The 16,028-nt window shown below is 73.4% G+C and carries 13 protein-coding genes, 1 tRNA gene and 2 pseudogenes; 7 read left to right on the top strand and 9 right to left on the bottom strand.

What is annotated here, in order from left to right; all coding sequences use genetic code 11:
- Positions 1–27: 27 nt before the first annotated feature.
- Genes LG632_RS25030 through pgsA form a run of 3 tightly spaced genes read right to left on the bottom strand, consistent with a single transcriptional unit; the run spans position 28 to position 2,863 of the window.
- A complete protein-coding gene (locus tag LG632_RS25030) occupies positions 28–1,188 on the bottom strand; it encodes a glycosyltransferase family 4 protein (RefSeq protein WP_226729811.1) in 1,161 nt (386 codons plus the stop codon).
- A complete protein-coding gene (locus LG632_RS25025) occupies positions 1,185–2,198 on the bottom strand; it encodes a phosphatidylinositol mannoside acyltransferase (protein ID WP_226729810.1) in 1,014 nt (337 codons plus the stop codon). The genes LG632_RS25030 and LG632_RS25025 overlap by 4 nt, the downstream gene beginning before the upstream one ends.
- Complete coding sequence (gene pgsA / locus LG632_RS25020; protein ID WP_226729809.1) at positions 2,198–2,863, bottom strand: phosphatidylinositol phosphate synthase; 666 nt, start codon at positions 2,861–2,863, stop codon at positions 2,198–2,200. The genes LG632_RS25025 and pgsA overlap by 1 nt, the downstream gene beginning before the upstream one ends.
- Before the next feature lie 225 nt (positions 2,864–3,088).
- On the opposite strand from pgsA, the gene LG632_RS25015 reads away from it, so the two are divergent.
- Both LG632_RS25015 and LG632_RS25010 read left to right on the top strand, forming a co-directional pair.
- Positions 3,089–5,296 (top strand): elongation factor G-like protein EF-G2, encoded by a 2,208-nt coding sequence (locus LG632_RS25015; RefSeq protein WP_226729808.1) that lies wholly within the window; start codon positions 3,089–3,091, stop codon positions 5,294–5,296.
- 111 nt (positions 5,297–5,407) lie between these two features.
- Entirely contained in the window at positions 5,408–7,075 is a 1,668-nt protein-coding gene (locus LG632_RS25010) for an AbeC-like domain-containing protein (RefSeq protein ID WP_226729807.1), read from the top strand.
- Here the strand turns inward: LG632_RS25010 and LG632_RS25005 are convergent.
- Complete coding sequence (locus LG632_RS25005) at positions 7,072–7,629, bottom strand: HIT family protein (RefSeq protein WP_308109127.1); 558 nt, start codon at positions 7,627–7,629, stop codon at positions 7,072–7,074. The genes LG632_RS25010 and LG632_RS25005 overlap by 4 nt on opposite strands.
- A 67-nt stretch (positions 7,630–7,696) precedes the next feature.
- Here LG632_RS25005 and LG632_RS25000 point away from each other — a divergent pair, with 67 nt between their 5' ends.
- Positions 7,697–8,362 (top strand): potassium channel family protein, encoded by a 666-nt coding sequence (locus tag LG632_RS25000; RefSeq protein ID WP_226729805.1) that lies wholly within the window; start codon positions 7,697–7,699, stop codon positions 8,360–8,362.
- 84 nt (positions 8,363–8,446) lie between these two features.
- Here LG632_RS25000 and thrS read toward each other — a convergent pair whose 3' ends face one another.
- Entirely contained in the window at positions 8,447–10,423 is a 1,977-nt protein-coding gene (thrS, locus tag LG632_RS24995; protein ID WP_226729804.1) for a threonine--tRNA ligase, read from the bottom strand.
- Positions 10,424–10,672: 249 nt separating this feature from the next.
- Here thrS and LG632_RS24990 point away from each other — a divergent pair.
- Both LG632_RS24990 and LG632_RS24985 read left to right on the top strand, forming a co-directional pair.
- Positions 10,673–10,987, top strand: a pseudogene (locus LG632_RS24990) (GNAT family N-acetyltransferase); the annotation flags it as partial.
- A gap of 45 nt (positions 10,988–11,032) precedes the next feature.
- A complete protein-coding gene (locus tag LG632_RS24985) occupies positions 11,033–11,698 on the top strand; it encodes a DinB family protein (RefSeq protein WP_226729812.1) in 666 nt (221 codons plus the stop codon).
- On the opposite strand, the gene LG632_RS24980 is transcribed toward LG632_RS24985, so the two are convergent.
- Together LG632_RS24980 and LG632_RS24975 are read right to left on the bottom strand one after the other, a co-directional pair.
- A complete protein-coding gene (locus LG632_RS24980) occupies positions 11,662–12,948 on the bottom strand; it encodes a hypothetical protein (protein ID WP_226729813.1) in 1,287 nt (428 codons plus the stop codon). The two genes, LG632_RS24985 and LG632_RS24980, sit on opposite strands and share 37 nt — an antisense overlap.
- Positions 12,948–13,493, bottom strand: a complete 546-nt coding sequence (locus tag LG632_RS24975) for a DUF4365 domain-containing protein (protein WP_226729803.1) — start codon at positions 13,491–13,493, stop codon at positions 12,948–12,950. Before LG632_RS24975 ends, LG632_RS24980 begins: the two co-directional genes overlap by 1 nt.
- 214 nt (positions 13,494–13,707) lie before the next feature.
- Between LG632_RS24975 and LG632_RS24970 the strand changes: the two genes are divergently transcribed.
- Positions 13,708–14,436 carry a 3'-5' exonuclease gene (locus tag LG632_RS24970; protein WP_226729802.1) on the top strand — a complete coding sequence of 243 codons (729 nt, stop codon included), beginning with the start codon at positions 13,708–13,710 and terminating at the stop codon, positions 14,434–14,436.
- A 131-nt stretch (positions 14,437–14,567) separates the two neighbouring features.
- Here LG632_RS24970 and LG632_RS24965 read toward each other — a convergent pair.
- Together LG632_RS24965 and LG632_RS24960 are read right to left on the bottom strand one after the other, a co-directional pair.
- Positions 14,568–14,639: transfer RNA gene (locus LG632_RS24965), tRNA-Val, on the bottom strand.
- A 39-nt stretch (positions 14,640–14,678) separates the two neighbouring features.
- Entirely contained in the window at positions 14,679–15,140 is a 462-nt protein-coding gene (locus tag LG632_RS24960) for an SRPBCC family protein (RefSeq protein WP_226729801.1), read from the bottom strand.
- Positions 15,141–15,240: 100 nt separating this feature from the next.
- Between LG632_RS24960 and LG632_RS24955 the strand changes: the two are divergent.
- Positions 15,241–16,028 (top strand): annotated as a pseudogene (locus tag LG632_RS24955) (SCO7613 C-terminal domain-containing membrane protein); the annotation flags it as partial.

Here is a 16,028-nt window from a genome sequence, read left to right as displayed (position 1 = left end):
GCGGCCCGAGGCCACGTGCGGCCCGGGCTACGCGCGGCCCAGGCCCAGCCGGGCGCGCAGGCCCGTGCGGTCGTCCTCGGCGACCGCCGAGGCGCCGTCCGTCACCGTCTCGTAGACGGCCAGGATGTCCGCGCCGACCGTCGACCAGTCGAAGCGGCGCACATGGGCCGAGCCGGCGGCACTGAGCCGGGCGCGCCGGTCGGGGTCCTGGAGCAGCGCCACCGCGGCCGCGGCCAGCGCCCGGGGGTCCTCGTTGGCGAACAGATCGCCGGCCCCGCCGTGGTCCAGCACCTGGGCGAACGCGTCCAGGTCCGAGGCCAGGACCGCGGCGCCCGCCGACAGGGCCTCGACCAGGATGATCCCGAAGCTCTCACCCCCGGTGTTGGGGGCCACGTACACGTCCACGCTGCGCAGCAGGCGGGCCTTGTCCTCGTCCGAGACCATGCCGAGGAACTCCACCTTGGAGCGGAGCTCGGCGGGCAGGCCGGCCACGGCCTCCTCCTCGTCGCCCCGGCCCGCGACCAGGAGCCGTACGTCCGGGCAGGCTTCCACGATCCTCGGGAAGGCCGCCATCAGGACCGGCAGGCCCTTGCGGGGCTCGTCGATGCGGCCGATGAAGCCCAAGGTCCGCCCCGACCAGCGCGGATCGGGCTCGGCACGGGCGAAGAAGTCCACGTCCACGCCGTTGGGGATGACCACCGCGTCCCCGCCCAGGTGCTCCACCAGGGTGCGCCGCGCGTACTCGCTCACCGCGATCCGGGCGCTGATCTTCTCCAGCGCCGGCTGGAGGATCGGGTACGCCGCGATCATCGCGCGGGAGCGGGGGTTCGAGGTGTGGAACGTCGCCACGATGGGGCCCTGCGCCGCCCAGCAGGACAGCAGCCCCAGCGACGGCGACGCCGGCTCGTGGATGTGGATGACGTCGAAGGTGCCCTCGTGCAGCCAGCGCCGCACCCGCGCGGCGGACAGGAAGCCGAAGTTCAGCCGGGCGACCGAGCCGTTGTACGGCACCGGGACGGCGCGGCCGGCCGAGATCACGTACGGCGGCAGGGGGGTGTCGTCGTCGGCCGGGGCCAGGACGGACACCTCGTGGCCGAGCCCGATCAGGTGCTCGGCGAGGTCGCGGATGTGGAACTGGACCCCGCCGGGGACGTCCCACGAGTAGGGGCAGACGATGCCGATCCTCACGCCGACCGCCCCTCGGACCGCTCCGCCCGGCGCGGCGCCGGCTGCTGCGCCTGCTCCTGCCCCGGCTCCTGCGCCTGTGGCTGTGCCTGCTGCTCCCGCGCCGGCTCCGCCGACCGCGGTTCCAGGTCCGCCGACCACAGCCGCTGCAGCATGTGCCAGTCCTGCGGGTGCTCGGCGATCCCCGCGGCGAAGACGTCGGCGACGGCCTGCGTCATCGCCGCGGTCTTCTCCTGCCGTGTCCCGCTCTCCGGCACCCGCACCGGCGGGTGGATCCGCCCGTGCATCACGGGCGCGTCCCCGTACCAGAGGGTGGCCGGCAGCAGCAGCGCCCCGGTCTGCTGCGCCAGCAGCGCCGGCCCGGCCGGCATCCGCGCCGCCGAACCGAAGAAGTCCACCTCGACGCCCGACGACGACAGGTCGCGGTCGGCGACCAGGCAGATCAGCCCGCCCGCCCGCAGCCGGCGTGCCAGCACCCCGAACGCCGCGCCACCGGTGTGCGGCAGCACCTCCATGCCCAGGCTCTCCCGGTAGGCGACGAACCGGTCGAACAGGCTCTCCGGCTTCAGCCGCTCGGCGACCGTCGTGAACGGCACCCCCAGGTGGGAGGTGACCCAGGCGCCGGCCAGGTCCCAGTTCGCCAGGTGCGGCAGGGCGACGATCACCCCGCGGCCGGCGGCGATCCCGTCGGTCAGATGGTGCGCGTCCTCGATCATCACCTCGTCGGCGAACCGTTTCGGGTCCACCGTCGGCAGCCGGAAGGACTCCATCCAGTAGCGCATGTACGAGCGCATCCCGGCCCGCGACAGCTCCCGCAGCCGCTCCGGTCCGGCGTCCGGCACCACCCGGGCGAGGTTCGACTCCAGCCGCAGCACGCTCGCGCCGCGCCGCTTCCAGGCGTAGTCCGCGATCCTGCGGCCGAGCGCGGCCGCGGCCGGCTCCGGCAGCTTCTTCACCCCGGCCCAGCCCAGTCCGTACAGCCCGTCCGTGAGCCGGTCCTTGAGCCCCGCCATCAGTGCGCACCGCTTCCCGAGGAGGCGTCGGCCGCGTCGGCCTCCGCCGCCTCGCGCCGTACGGTCACCACCCGCTGGACCAGCGTCACCAGCGAACCCACCGCGACCACCCACAGCGCGACCGGCAGCACCACGCCGATCCACGACGGCACACCGAAGACCTGCAGGCCCGACAGCCCGGCCGCGGTCAGCGAGAGCACCAGCCGCTCGGCCCGTTCCACCAGGCCGTTGACGGCCACCGGCAGCCCGATCGACTCGCCGCGCGCCTTGGTGTACGACACCACCTGGCCGCTGGCCAGGCAGAAGATCGTCACCGCGCACAGCACGTCGTCGTCGCCCCGGCCGGCGTACCACAGCGCCAGACCGCCGAAGATCGCCGCGTCCGCCACCCGGTCCAGCGTGGAGTCCAAGAACGCGCCCCAGCGGCTGGAGACCCCCGCCTGCCGGGCCATGTTCCCGTCGACCAGGTCGGAGAAGACGAACAGCGTGATGGTGATCGTGCCCCAGAAGAACTCACCGCGCGGGAAGAACACCAGCGCGCCCGCCACCACTCCGGCGGTGCCGATGAGGGTGACCGCGTCCGGGCTCACCCCCCGGCGGAGCAGAAACGCGGCGAACGGTGTGAGGACACGCGTGAAGAATGCACGCGCGTACTTGTTCAGCATGGCCTTCCCGGAGGGTCGCTGGGCCGGGCGGCCCCGTCGGCCGCCGGCTGGCCCATCGTAGCCAGCACCCCGGCCGAGTCCGGCCGCGCACCCTCCGGACGGGGGCGCGGCGCCGAGGTGGCCGGTGGGCCGCGTCCGGCGGTACGCCGTATGGACGGCGTGTGGCACCGGTGCAAAGCTCGTAGAACCTCATCCTCCGCACCACGAACGGGAGGCACGAGCATCATGGGTGACAAGGCACAGCAACCCGGAGCCGCCGGCAGGGCACTGACGGCCGACCGGCCCACCTCCATCCGGAACGTGGTGCTGGTCGGCCACAGCGGAGCGGGCAAGACCACGCTGGTCGAGGCCCTGGCCCTCACGTCCGGCGCCGTGAACCGGGCCGGCCGGGTCGAGGACGGCGCCACCCTCTCCGACTACGAGGAGACCGAGCACCGCCAGCAGCGCTCGGTGCAGCTCTCCCTCGTCCCGGTCGAATGGGGCGGGATCAAGATCAACCTCCTGGACACCCCCGGATACGCCGACTTCGTCGGGGAACTCAGGGCCGGTCTGCGCGCCGCGGACGCGGCCCTCTTCGTCGTCTCGGCCGCCGAGGGCCCCGACGGACTCGCCGGACCCACCCGCATGGTCTGGGACGAGTGCGCCGCCGTCGGCATGCCGCGGGCCATCGTCGTCACCCATCTGGAGGCATCGCGCGCCGACTACGCACAGATGACCTCCGTGTGCGGTGAGCTCTTCGGCGGCGACGACCCCGACGCGGTCCTGCCGCTGTACCTCCCCCTGTACGGAGCCCCCGGCGGCGACGGCCACGCCCCGGTCACCGGACTGATGGGCCTGCTCTCGCAGCGGGTCTACGACTACTCCTCCGGCGCCCGCGTCGAACGCGACCCCGACCCCTCCGAGCTCGACCTCATCGTGGGTGCCCGCGCCCGGCTGATCGAGGGGATCATCGCCGAGAGCGAGGACGAGACCCTCATGGACCGCTACCTCGGCGGTGAGGACATCGACCTCAAGACCCTCGTGGACGACCTGGAGCGGGCCGTCGCCCGCGGCACCTTCCACCCCGTCCTGATGGCCGCCCCCGCCCCCGAGGGCGCCCGCCAGGGCCTGGGCACCGTGGAACTCCTCGAACTGATCACCGGCGGGTTCCCCACCCCCCTGGAGCGGCCCGCCCCCGCCGTCACGGCCCCCGACGGCAGCCCCCGCCCCGGGATCAGCTGCGATCCCGACGGCCCGCTCGTCGCCGAGATCGTCAAGACCTCCTCCGACCCCTACGTCGGCCGGGTCTCCCTGATCCGGGTGTTCTCGGGCACCCTGCGCCCCGACGACACCGTGCACGTCTGCGGCCACGGCCTCGACCACCACGAGAGCCACGAACTGCACGAGGCCGACGAACGCGTCGGCAGCCTCACCGCCCCCTTCGGCAAGCAGCAGCGTTCGCTGCCGCAGGCCATCGCCGGCGACATCGCCTGCGTCGCCCGGCTGACCCGCGCCGAGACCGGTGACACCCTCTCCGCCAAGGAGAAACCGCTCCTCATGGAGCCGTGGGACATGCCCGACCCGCTGCTGCCCCTCGCCATCGAGGCGCACAGCAAGGCCGACGAGGACAAGCTCAGCCAGGCACTGGGCCGGCTCGTCGCCGAGGACCCCACCCTGCGGCTGGAACAGAACCCGCACACCCACCAGGTCGTCCTGTGGTGCCTCGGCGAGGCCCACCAGGACGTCGCCCTCGAACGCCTGCGCACCCGCTACGGCGTCCAGGTCGACCCCGTCCCCCACAAGGTCAGCCTCCGCGAGACCTTCGGCGCCAAGGCCACCGGACGCGGGCGGCACGTCAAGCAGTCCGGCGGCCACGGCCAGTACGCCATCTGCGAGATCGAGGTCGAGCCCCTGCCGGCGGGCAGCGGCATCGAGTTCGTGGACAAGGTCGTCGGCGGGGCGGTCCCCCGCGCGTTCATCCCGTCCGTCGAGAAGGGCGTGCGCGCGCAGGCCGCCAAGGGCGTCGCCGCCGGCCACCCCCTGGTCGACGTGCGCGTGACCCTCGTCGACGGCAAGGCCCACTCGGTGGACTCCTCCGACGCCGCCTTCCAGACCGCCGGGGCGCTGGCCCTGCGCGAAGCCGCCGCCGAGGCGCGGATCCATCTCCTGGAGCCCGTCGCGGAGTTGAGCGTCCTGGTCCCCGACGCCCATGTCGGGCCCGTCATGAGCGACCTCGCCGGCCGCCGCGGACGCGTGGTCGGCACCGAACCGGCCCCCGGCGGACGCACGTTGGTGCGCGCCGAGATCCCCGAGATCGAGATCGACCGCTACGCCGTCCAGCTCCGCTCGGTCTCGCACGGCACCGGCCGCTTCGACCGGACGTACCTGCGGCACGAACCCATGCCGCCCCAGCTCGCGGACAAGATTCGCGAACAGGCGGAGAAGGGAACCTAGTTGTCATAGCGTAGGGTGCGGCCGCCCACCCGAGCCGCTTGCGGTGGGCGGCATTTCCCTGTCCCATGACCATGGGCGGGGTCAGCACGGAGCACACCAGGTGGGGGCCAGATGGCGGACGACGGGTTCGACTTCAGTCCGGGGGCGCAGATCCCGGTCCAAGGTGGCGGCGCGGGAACCGTGGCGACCAACGCGCTCGCCTCCGTCGCCTATCGCGACGGGTGCAAGGACACCAAACTCGACAAGATCCTCAGCGCCGACAACGAGTACCACAAGTCCACCGTCAAGGCGGGCAAACTCTCCCTCTTCACCCCCAGTCTCGGCGAGGCCTACAGCCACGCGATCGAGACCCGGCTGCTGGGCGCCGCCCGCAAACCCCTCATCCAGGCCTTCGGCGCCGACCCGCAGACCGTCGTCGAGCACTGCCTCGCCGCGAGCCGCATCCGCAAGGAACGCGACCGCAAGCTGATGGTCATCACCTTCCTGTGCGGGATCGTGTTCCTGCCCGGCATGCTGCTGTGGCTGGGGCTGTTCCAGCTGCGCAAGACCGTCTCCGGCAGCGACGACAAGCGGTCCTCGTGGCTGGGCACCGCCGTCCTCGTCGGCATCGCGCTCATCGCCCTGGTGGCGATGTTCCGGCTGCCCTACACCGGCTTCTGGGCGTACTACCTGCGCGGCATGATCGTCGCACCGGCCGTCGGCTGGTTCCTGTCCCGCCGGATCTGCGAGAACACCACCGCCGACCTGCGCTCCCGCTGGGAGGCGCTGCTCTCCGGCGGCGGCGTCCCCGCCAAGATCCCCGAGGCCGTCCCCGGCAACCCCGGCGACAAGGCGGCCGAGGAGCTGCGCCACCAGCTGGCCAAGCTCACCGCAGAGGACCGCAGCAACTCGGTCTTCTACGCCGGCCCCAAGGGCATCCTCGGCATGGGCACCCGCTGGGGCAGCTGGCAGATGGCCGAGGACCTCGAACCCCGCGAGGGCCTCACCGAGATCCACCCCTTCCGCAGCTGGGACGTCATCCGCGCCATCCACGACCAGCTGGGCCAGATCAACCGCGGCCCGCTGCACACCGGCGGGCTCCCCGCCCCCGACGTCAAGCACTGGATCGTCACCCCGGTCGGCGAGAAGGCCGGGGAGGTCGCCCGGCCCACCGGCGACGGCGTCCACGACTTCCAGGTCAAACCGCACGAGATCACCCGGATCTGCAACGACCAGCAGTTCGGCGCCGGAAACCGGCACTACCTCGGCATCCAGTGGCCCCTGTGGGACGGCCAGCTCGTGATCACGATGCTGATCACCGTGACCGTGCTGCACAAGACCCTGCGCGTGGAGGTCACCGGGCACGCCCTCGGCCCGGTCAACGGCCTGTTCACCAGCAAGCCCGAGGCGGACAAGATCGAGGTGCCCAAGACCTTCCGGTTCTGGGAGACCACCGAGCGGGTCCTGCCCGTCTGCAACACCGAGGAGGTCGTGCGCCAGATGGTGCGCGCCCCCCTGACCTGGTACCCCCCGCTGCTGAACTGGCTCGGCGGCAAGCTCGTCCTGCCCGAGCCGTTCGGGGTCCGGCACGTGTGGGCCGACTCGATGTGGCGGCACCGCTTCATGGCCGACGACGTGATGCGGGTGGCCACGCCCGTGCTGCGCGTGGTGCACGCCGCCGCCATCGGGGTCCTGGAGCAGAACGGCGTCGACACCGAGAAGTTCACCGGCCGCTCGTCCGTGGTCAGCGGTTTGATCCAGGACCCCAGCCCGCGCAAGGCGGACGTCTACGACGCCTAGAGCGGCCAGGCGTCGGCCAGCATCTGCCGGGTGTCGGCCAGCAGCTGGGGCAGCACCTTGGTGTGGCCGACGACCGGCATGAAGTTCGTGTCCCCGCCCCAGCGGGGCACGATGTGCTGGTGCAGGTGCGCGGCGATCCCGGCCCCGGCCGCCGCGCCCTGGTTCATGCCGATGTTGAAGCCGTGGGCGCCCGAGGCCTTGCGCAGGGCGACCATGGCCCGCTTGGTCAGGTCGGCGAGCTCGGCCGTCTCGTTGTCGTCCAGCTCGGTGTAGTCGGCCACGTGCCGGTACGGGACCACCATCAGGTGGCCGCCGTTGTACGGGTACAGGTTCAGCACGGCGTAGACGTGCTTGCCGCGCGCCACGACCAGCCCGTCCTGGTCGGACATCTCCGGAATCCCGCAGAACGGGCAGCCGTCGCCGGCCTCCGGGCCGCTCGGCTTGTTCTCGCCCTGGATGTAGGCCATCCGGTGGGGGGTCCACAGCCGCTGGAACGCGTCCTGCGTCCCAACGCCGTTCTGCTGCTCCGGCTGAGTCGTCATGCCATGCAGGATATGACCTGCCCCTCCGTCCGCGTGTCGCCAGGGCGGAGATCACCGCCGCGGGCGGGATGCTGGCCCGATGCACGACACCGCGCACTCCCGACTGCAGCGCTGGGAGGACCGCACCGAGCTGCCCCTGCTCGCGGCGTCCCTGCTCTTCCTCGCCGGTTACGCGGTCCTGGTCCTGGCCGACGGCACCCAGGGGCCCTGGCGGGACGTGGGGCTGCTCGCCGTCGCCGTGACCTGGGCCTGCTTCGTCCTGGACTACGCCGTCCGGCTGCGGCTGAGCCGCCTGCGCCCGCTGCGCTTCGTCCGCCGCCACTGGCTCGACACCGTGGTGCTCGTCCTGCCCCTGCTCAGGCCGCTGCGGGTGGTCAAGGTCTACGCGGCCGTCCGGCGCCGCCACGACCAGCCCCGGCTGAGCCTGCACGCCCGGGTGATCACGTACGCCGGCCTGTCCGCCGCGCTGCTGGGCTTCGCCGGGGCCCTGGCCGTCTACCAGCAGGAGCGCGGGGCGGCCGGGGCGTCGATCCGCACCTTCGGGGACGCGGTGTGGTGGGCGTGCGCGACGCTGACCACGGTCGGCTACGGGGACGTGGCCCCGGTGACCCCCCTGGGCCGGGTGATCGCGGCGGCCCTGATGGCCTGCGGCCTGGCCCTGCTGGGCGCGGTGACCGGCTCCTTCGCGTCGTGGCTCCTGGACGTCTTCGGCCGCGAGGGGGACGACGAGGCCCCCGGGAGGTGAACCTCCCGGGGGCCTGGTCGGCTCGGGCTCAGACCTGGACGCGGTCCTCGACGACGGGCTCAACCCCGCTTGCGCGGGGACAGGTCAGACCTGGACCCGGCGCTCCACCACATCGACGAGCTTCGCCAACGCCTGGTCACGGGGGATGCCGTTCTCCTGCGAGCCGTCGCGGTAGCGGAAGGAGACGGTGCCCGCGGCCATGTCCTCGTCACCGACGATGATCATGAACGGGACCTTGAGCTTCTGGTGGTTGCGGATCTTCTTCTGCATCCGGTCGGAGGAGGCGTCCACCTCGACCCGCAGCCCCTTCTTCTTCGCCTCGGCGGCGAACTCCTGCAGGTACTCGACGTGCGCGTCACCGATCGGGATGCCGACGGCCTGGACCGGGGCCAGCCACGGCGGCATGGCGCCGGCGTAGTGCTCCAGCAGCACCGCGAAGAACCGCTCGATGGAGCCGAACAGCGCGCGGTGGATCATGACCGGGCGCTGACGGGAACCGTCGGGGCCGGTGTACTCCAGGTCGAAGCGCTCGGGCAGGTTGAAGTCCAGCTGCACGGTCGACATCTGCCAGGTGCGGCCGATGGCGTCGCGCGCCTGCACCGAGATCTTCGGGCCGTAGAAGGCCGCGCCGCCCGGGTCGGGGGTCAGCGGGAGGCCCTGCTTCTCGGCCACCTGCTGGAGGACCGCGGTGGCCTCCTCCCAGACCTCGTCCGAGCCGACGTACTTCTCCGGGTCCTTGGTGGACAGCTCCAGGTAGAAGTCGGTCAGACCGTAGTCGCGCAGCAGGCCGAGCACGAAGGTGAGGGTGCGGTCGAGCTCGTCGGCCATCTGCTCACGGGTGCAGTAGATGTGCGCGTCGTCCTGGGTGAAGCCGCGCGCACGGGTCAGGCCGTGGACGACGCCCGACTTCTCGTACCGGTACACGGTGCCGAACTCGAACAGGCGCAGCGGCAGCTCCCGGTAGGAGCGCCCGCGCGCGTCGAAGATCAGGTTGTGCATCGGGCAGTTCATGGGCTTGAGGTAGTAGTCGGTACCACCGTCGAGCTGCATGGGGGGGTACATGCCCTCCGCGTACCAGTCCAGGTGGCCGCTCTTCTCGAAGAGCGCGCCCTTGGTGGCGTGCGGCGAGTAGACGAACTCGTAGCCCTCCTCCTCGTGCCGGCGGCGCGAGTAGTCCTCCATGACCCGGCGGATGATGCCGCCGCGCGGGTGGAAGACCGCGAGGCCGGAGCCGATCTCGTCCGGGATGGAGAACAGGTCCAGCTCGTTGCCCAGCTTGCGGTGGTCGCGCTTCTCGGCCTCGGCGAGGAAGTCCAGGTGGGCCTTCAGCTCGTCCTTCGACGGCCAGGCGGTGCCGTAGATGCGCTGGAGCATCGGGTTCTTCTCGCTGCCGCGCCAGTAGGCGGCGGCGTTGCGCATGAGCTTGAACGCCGGGATGTGGCGGGTCGAGGGCAGGTGCGGACCGCGGCAGAGGTCCTTCCAGCACAGCTCGCCGGTCTTGGCGTCCAGGTTGTCGTAGATGGTCAGCTCGCCCGCGCCGACCTCGACGTTCGCGCCGTCGTCGGTGGAGGCGGAGCCCTTGATGCCGATGAGCTCCAGCTTGTACGGCTCGTCGGCGAGCTCCTCGCGGGCGGCCTCGTCGGAGACGACGCGGCGCTCGAAGCGCTGGCCGCGCTTCTGGATCTCCTGCATCTTCTTCTCGATGGCCTTGAGGTCATCGGGGGTGAAGGGCTTCGCCACGTCGAAGTCGTAGTAGAAGCCGTCCCGGACCGGCGGGCCGATGCCCAGCTTGGCCTCGGGGAAGAGCTCCTGCACGGCCTGGGCCATGACGTGGGCGGTGGAGTGGCGCAGGATGTTCAGGCCGTCCTCGGAGGAGATCTCCACCGGCTCGACGGTCTCGCCGTCCTGGACGGCGTAGGAGAGGTCCTTGAGCTCGCCGCCGACGCGGGCGGCGATCACGGAGCGCTCGCCGCCGAAGAGGTCCGCCGCAGTGGTGCCCGTGGTCACCACGCGCTCTTCCCGCTCGGAATCGCGTTGGATGATCACACGGACGTCTGACACCGGTCTCTCCTGCCTGAAAGGGGTGCGGCAGCGGTCACTGCGCGCGTGTGAATCGTACCGAGCCCGGGGGGCGCCCCGCGAAACGGTTTGAGGGACGGATTATGGGGTCGCCCGGGATCGCGCCCTTGGTTAGCGTGGCGGTCGACCGAAGGGGGCCCGCTCTTGTCCGACCTGCTGCTTCGTCCGCTGGACCTGGCCGACGACGCCACCGCCGCCGCCGTCCACCGGATCGGCCGCGCCGCCTACGCCGTGGAGGCGGGCCTGATCGGCTTCGACGGGATCCCGGCGCTGCGCGAGAGCCTCGCCGAGCTGCGGGCGAGGCCCCTGAACTGGCTGGGCGCGCTCGCCCCCGACGGCGCGGTCGCCGGCTTCCTGGCCTGGGAGGACGACGGGGACGGCGGGGCGGCGGGCATCGACCGGCTGTGCGTGGATCCCGGCTGGTTCCGCCGGGGCGTCGCCTCCCTGCTGGTGCGGCACGCGCTGGACGAGGTGCTCGCCGGCCGCCCGGTGACGGTCACGACCGGCGCGGCGAACACCCCGGCGGTCACCCTCTACGAGCGCCTGGGCTTCGTCCGCGGCCCGGACTTCTCCCCCGTCCCCGGCCTGCGCATGGCGTCGTTCACCCACCACCCGGTACCGCCCCGCCTGCTGCCGCTGCTGGCGCAGTTCGACTTCGCCACCCGCCGGCTGCTGGACCGGCTCGCGGCGGGACTGCGGGACAGCGGGAACGGCTCGCCGGTGCCGGAGACCGCGCTGACGGACGCCGAGTACCTGTGGGAGCCGGTGCCCGGGTGCTGGTCGGTGCGCCCGCGCGCCGCCGGGCCGGGGCCGCGGGCCACCGTGCTGACGGGCGCCGGGGACTTCGGGCGGGACGCGACGCCGGCGCCGCACCCGGTGCCGCCGCCGTTCACGACGCTGGCGTGGCGGCTGAGCCATCTGACGGAGCTGCTGACGCTGCGCGCCGACCACACCGCCGGCAGCCGCTCACTGACCCGTGACGACGTCGTCGTCCCGGGTGACGCGGCCGGCGCGGTCGCCGCCTTCACGGCGGCCGCGGCGGCGTGGCGGGCGGCGCTGGTGGCCGCGGACGACGCGGCGCTGGACACCGTCGGCCACAGCGCCTACCCCTACGGCAGTGATCCGCAGGACCCGTTCCTGCGGACGGTCTGGTGGGTGAACCAGGAGGTGCTGCACCACGGCGCGGAGATCGCCCTGCTGCGGGACCTCTACCGGCACCGCTACCGCGGCCCGGTGGAGTCGTCGTCGCCCTCGTAGTTCTCCCGCAGGGTCTTCATCAGGCGGTCGCGTTCGACGTCGTCCAGGACGACCGGGGTCACGTCGGTGGCGTCGGTCAGGCGGCGGAAACCGCCGCGGCGCTGGAGGCGGCCGCTGACGGCGACCGGCAGGCCGACGAGGTGGGCCTGGCCCGCGACCCGGTACGCCTCCTCGTCGAGGGCGGCCCGGACGTGGGGGACCTCGGCGCCGGACAGGACGCGGAGCCGGACCGTGCCCCCGCCGCCGGCGGCCGAGCGGCGCATGCGGACCACGGTGCCGGTGACCCGGACCGGGACGGCGGGTTCGTCGCGGGTGTAGCGGGCGGCCGCGTCGCGCAGGACGGACAGGTCGCCGGGGGTGAACTCGACCGGTTCGGGTCGGGCGGCGCAGCCGGCGGGGACACCGGCGGCCGGTGACCAGGCCAGCTCGATCCGGGCTCCGCCCGAGCCGCGCACCAGGGCGATCAGGGCGTCGGCGAACTCTCGGCTGACACCGGCCGCGACGGCGGCGTCGAAGGCCTCCATGCCGCCGGTGGCGCGCCGGTAGTCGACGGCCTCGCGGGCGGCGTGCAGGGCGTGGTGGAGCCGGATCACGGTGCCGCGGCCGCCGTCGACGGGCACGTGGGCGGTGAGCCGGCCGGCGTCGGGGGCGGGGCCCACGAGGACACCGTCCAGGGCCCGTTCGGCGGAGCCGCGGTGGCGGGCGCCGTGGTAGCCGACCAGGGCCCGGTCGGCGAGGGCCGCGGCGAGCAGGAGCTTGCGGGCGGCGGAGCGCAGCTGTTCCTGGGCGGTCCAGACGGCGTCGACGGGCGGGCCGTAGGGCCGGCCCTCGGGGATCTCGCGGGTCCAGCGGACCTCGTCGCTGGGCACCCGCAGCCCGAGGAGCACCTGGCGGGCGGAGGGCAGTCCGCTGCGGGCGAGGGCGGTGAGGGCCTCCTCCAGGAGGTCGGCGCAGTCGGGGAAGGCCCGGGTCTCGGGCACCAGCACGCTGGTGCCGGGCCGGCCGGGCGGGGTCCAGCGGCCGTAGCGTCCGGCCGGTCCGCCGCGGCGCTGCCAGCCGTACCGGTGCAGCAGCGCGCCGAGGACGGCGGGGTCGACCCGGGCGGGGTCGGGCACGGCGGGGCCGGCGTCGGGCCCGTACGGGTCGGCGGGCCCGTACAGGTCGGCGGGCCCGTACGGGTCGGTGTCGGCGGTGCCGGGCCCGGGCCGGAGTCCGGGGATCTGCGGTCGTCCGTGCGGCGGCCAGTGCATCAGGGTGTCCCTCCCGACCCGACCCGGGTCATGATCTCGCAGAGCGCCCGGTCGTCGAAGATCCGCGAGGTCGGGATCCGTACGGTGGTCCGGCGCCGGCCGGTCACCGGGTGACCGGCCAGATTGGTCCAGTAGCAGCAGTGCCGCAGGTCGAGCTGGTCGTGCCCGGCGCTGATCCAGGCGGCGCGGTCGCGCGGGACGAGCATCACCACCAGGATCTTGGGGACCAGGACGGGGGTGCGGGCGAGCTTGACCAGGTGCTCGTTGTCGAGGGTGAAGGCGAACGACGGCCCGGCCGGCCGCGCCGGCACCTGGTAGGTGGCCTTCAGCTGGACCTTGAGGGTGACCTCGTCGTCCACGGCGTGGGTGGCCGCGCCGTGGCTGACGTGCCAGTCGATGCCGTTGTCCGGAAAGGGCTGGGACAGGGAGCAGCCCGCCGCGGCGGCGACGGCGTGCAGGTATCCCACCTGGAGGGTCTCCATGCATGCGGTGACGGCGAGGCTGCCGCGCAGCACCTCGCCCGGTTCGGGTCGGGTCAGGGCCATGGCTCCCCGTGCCTTCCAGGCCGACGGGGGGTGCCGTCCGGCGGCCGGAGGGTGACGGCCGCTCACCTGTACGGTCCCCCACGGGAGTTGTCTCCGGACCCGGCCGTCCCCAAACGGCGTACGGGGCGAACGGGGCGGGTATCACGGTTGCGGGCAGGTGCAGCGCGGCTGGCCGCGGGGGTAGCCATCTGCCGTTCGGGGACGAGGAGTTGCCATGTCGCGCTGGTACGAGGGGCCGCTGGCCGCATTCGACACGGAAACCACCGGGGTGGACGTCGAGCAGGACCGGATCGTGTCCGCCGCGCTCGTGGTCCAGGAGTGCGCGGGCGGGCGGGTCCGCACGACGCGCTGGCTGGTCAATCCCGGGATCCCGGTGCCGCAAGGCGCCACGGAGGTGCACGGCCTGACGGACGAGCACCTCCAGCGGCACGGGCGGTGGCCGGCGCCGGTGGTGGAGGAGATAGCCCGGGCGCTCGCCGAGCAGCAGATGGCCAACCGTCCGGTGGTGGTGATGAACGCGCCGTTCGACCTGACGCTGCTGGACCGGGAGTTGCGCCGGCACCGGGCGTCGTCGCTGGGCAAGTACCTGGACAACAGGCCGCTGACGGTGCTGGACCCGCGGGTCCTGGACAAGCACCTGGACCGGTACCGCAAGGGCCGGCGCACGCTGACGGACCTGTGCGCGCACTACGGGATAGAGCTGGCGGAGGCGCACGACGCGGCGGCCGACGCGCTGGCCTCGATGGAGGTGGTGCGGGCGGTGGGCAGGCGGTTCGCGGGGCGGCTGGAGCGGCTGACCCCGGCGGAGCTGCACACGCTCCAGGCCGTGTGGCACGCGGCGCAGGCGCGCGGGCTCCAGGCGTGGTTCGCGCGGAACGGCTCGGAGGAGGCGGTGGATCCGCACTGGCCCCTGCGCCCGGAGCTGCCGGCAGCGGCGGCGTAGCGGGGCGGCGCCGGCGGGTGCGGCGAAGCGGTTGCGGCGGTGTGGCCGCGGAATGCGGAGCGGCGCGGCATGCGGAGTGGCTGCGGAATGCGGAAGGCCGGTCCGTCTGACGACGGACCGGCCTGTCCCGGTGGGCGATACTGGGATCGAACCAGTGACCCCTTCGGTGTGAACGAAGTGCTCTCCCGCTGAGCTAATCGCCCGGGAACGCACTGAACCATACAGGGGTCGGGGCCCTCGGTTCAAACCGCATCCGCCCGGGCGGCCAGATAGGCGGCCAGCCCGCGGCGCCCGGCACGCATCATGACCGCGTGGTTGAGCCGGAAGACGGCCCGGCCGGGCACGGCGAGCCGGCGCATCAGCGGCTTGCGGACGACGACCTCCTGCTCGTAGAGCGCGCGGGTGCCGCGGCCGGGGCGCGGGGTGACCGTCCAGCGGGCCCAGCCGTCGAGGTCGCCGCGCAGGGCGATCTCCAGGACGCCCGCGCGGGGGTCGCGCCGCCGCTCGGAGGCGGTGACGTGGAGCTCGATGGGCAGGAAGGACCGCAGCCGGGCGGTGCCGGTGCGCTCGTCGAGGGCCTCGACGCGGCGGACCTGGGGCCACCAGCGGGGGTAGTCCTCGGGGCGCTCCAGGGCGGCGTAGACGCGGACGGGGTCGGCGGGTATGTCCCACACACTGCGGAAGCGGTAGTGGCTCCAGTCCATGCCCCCAGTCTGGACCGCGTACCGGACCGCGTACTCAAGTATGCGAATGAGTAGCCGCACCCATGTCCCGGGCGCGTGACCGCCACCACACTCCGGAGGTATGGACGTGCATCTCCCACCGGCCGAAGAGCTGGTGCTGATCGACCGTGAGCTCGCGCAACTGGACGCGCGGCGCACGCAGTTGCTGCTGCGGCGGGACTGGCTGGTACGGCTGCTGGCGGGTACGGCCCCGGCGCCGGCCGCGTGGGGCCCGCGGCCGGCGGCCGGGGCGGCCGGCCGGGAGGCCCAGGCGCCGAGCGCGCAGGCCGTGCTGCTGACCCTGGGCGCGGTGCTGCTGGGGGTGGCCGCGCTGGCCTTCACCCTGGTCAGCTGGGGATCGATGGGGATCGGCGGGCGCAGCGCGGTGCTGTCGCTGGTGACGGCGGCGGCGCTGGTGGTGCCGGCGGTGCTGGTGCGCCGCGGGCTGGGCTCGACGGCCGAGTCGGTGGCGGGCGTGGGGCTGCTGCTGACGGTGCTGGACGCGTACGCGCTGTACGCGGTCGGGCTGCGGGACGTCGACGGTACGGCGTACGCGGCGGCGGCGACCGCGGTGCTGGCGGCGGCCTGGGCCGGGTACGGGCTGGCGCTGCGCGGGCTGCGGCTGCCGCTGCCGGCGGCGGTGGTCGCGGCGCAGCTGCCGCTGCCGCTGGCCGCGGTGGCGGCGGGCGCCGGCCCCCTGGGTGTGGGCTGGGCGCTGCTGGGGACGGCCGTGCTGGACGTGCTGGTGGTGGCCGCCGGGCGGCCGGGGCCGGTGGTGCGCGGATTGGCCGGGGTGTGGGCCGTGGTGCTGGGGGCCGGGGCGGCGCTGACGGCGCTGGAGTCCTCGCTGGCGGCGGGCTCCCCGGCCGG

The sequence above is a fragment of the Streptomyces antimicrobicus genome (genome assembly GCF_020532625.1).
Lineage (GTDB): Bacteria > Actinomycetota > Actinomycetes > Streptomycetales > Streptomycetaceae > Streptomyces > Streptomyces antimicrobicus.
The sequence above is the reverse complement of the archived record's forward strand: the minus strand, read 5'-3'. Positions and strand labels throughout refer to the sequence as shown.

Excerpts from the sequence above, each read along its gene's own strand:
- LG632_RS25025 (WP_226729810.1), bottom strand. The coding sequence starts at position 2,198 with ATGGCGGGGCTCAAGGACCGGCTCACGGACGGGCTGTACGGACTGGGC.
- pgsA (WP_226729809.1), bottom strand. The coding sequence starts at position 2,863 with ATGCTGAACAAGTACGCGCGTGCATTCTTCACGCGTGTCCTCACACCG.
- LG632_RS25015 (WP_226729808.1), top strand. The coding sequence starts at position 3,089 with ATGGGTGACAAGGCACAGCAACCCGGAGCCGCCGGCAGGGCACTGACG.
- LG632_RS25010 (WP_226729807.1), top strand. The coding sequence starts at position 5,408 with ATGGCGGACGACGGGTTCGACTTCAGTCCGGGGGCGCAGATCCCGGTC.
- LG632_RS25000 (WP_226729805.1), top strand. The coding sequence starts at position 7,697 with ATGCACGACACCGCGCACTCCCGACTGCAGCGCTGGGAGGACCGCACC.
- LG632_RS24985 (WP_226729812.1), top strand. The coding sequence starts at position 11,033 with ATGGCGTCGTTCACCCACCACCCGGTACCGCCCCGCCTGCTGCCGCTG.
- LG632_RS24980 (WP_226729813.1), bottom strand. The coding sequence starts at position 12,948 with ATGCACTGGCCGCCGCACGGACGACCGCAGATCCCCGGACTCCGGCCC.
- LG632_RS24975 (WP_226729803.1), bottom strand. The coding sequence starts at position 13,493 with ATGGCCCTGACCCGACCCGAACCGGGCGAGGTGCTGCGCGGCAGCCTC.
- LG632_RS24970 (WP_226729802.1), top strand. The coding sequence starts at position 13,708 with ATGTCGCGCTGGTACGAGGGGCCGCTGGCCGCATTCGACACGGAAACC.
- LG632_RS24960 (WP_226729801.1), bottom strand. The coding sequence starts at position 15,140 with ATGGACTGGAGCCACTACCGCTTCCGCAGTGTGTGGGACATACCCGCC.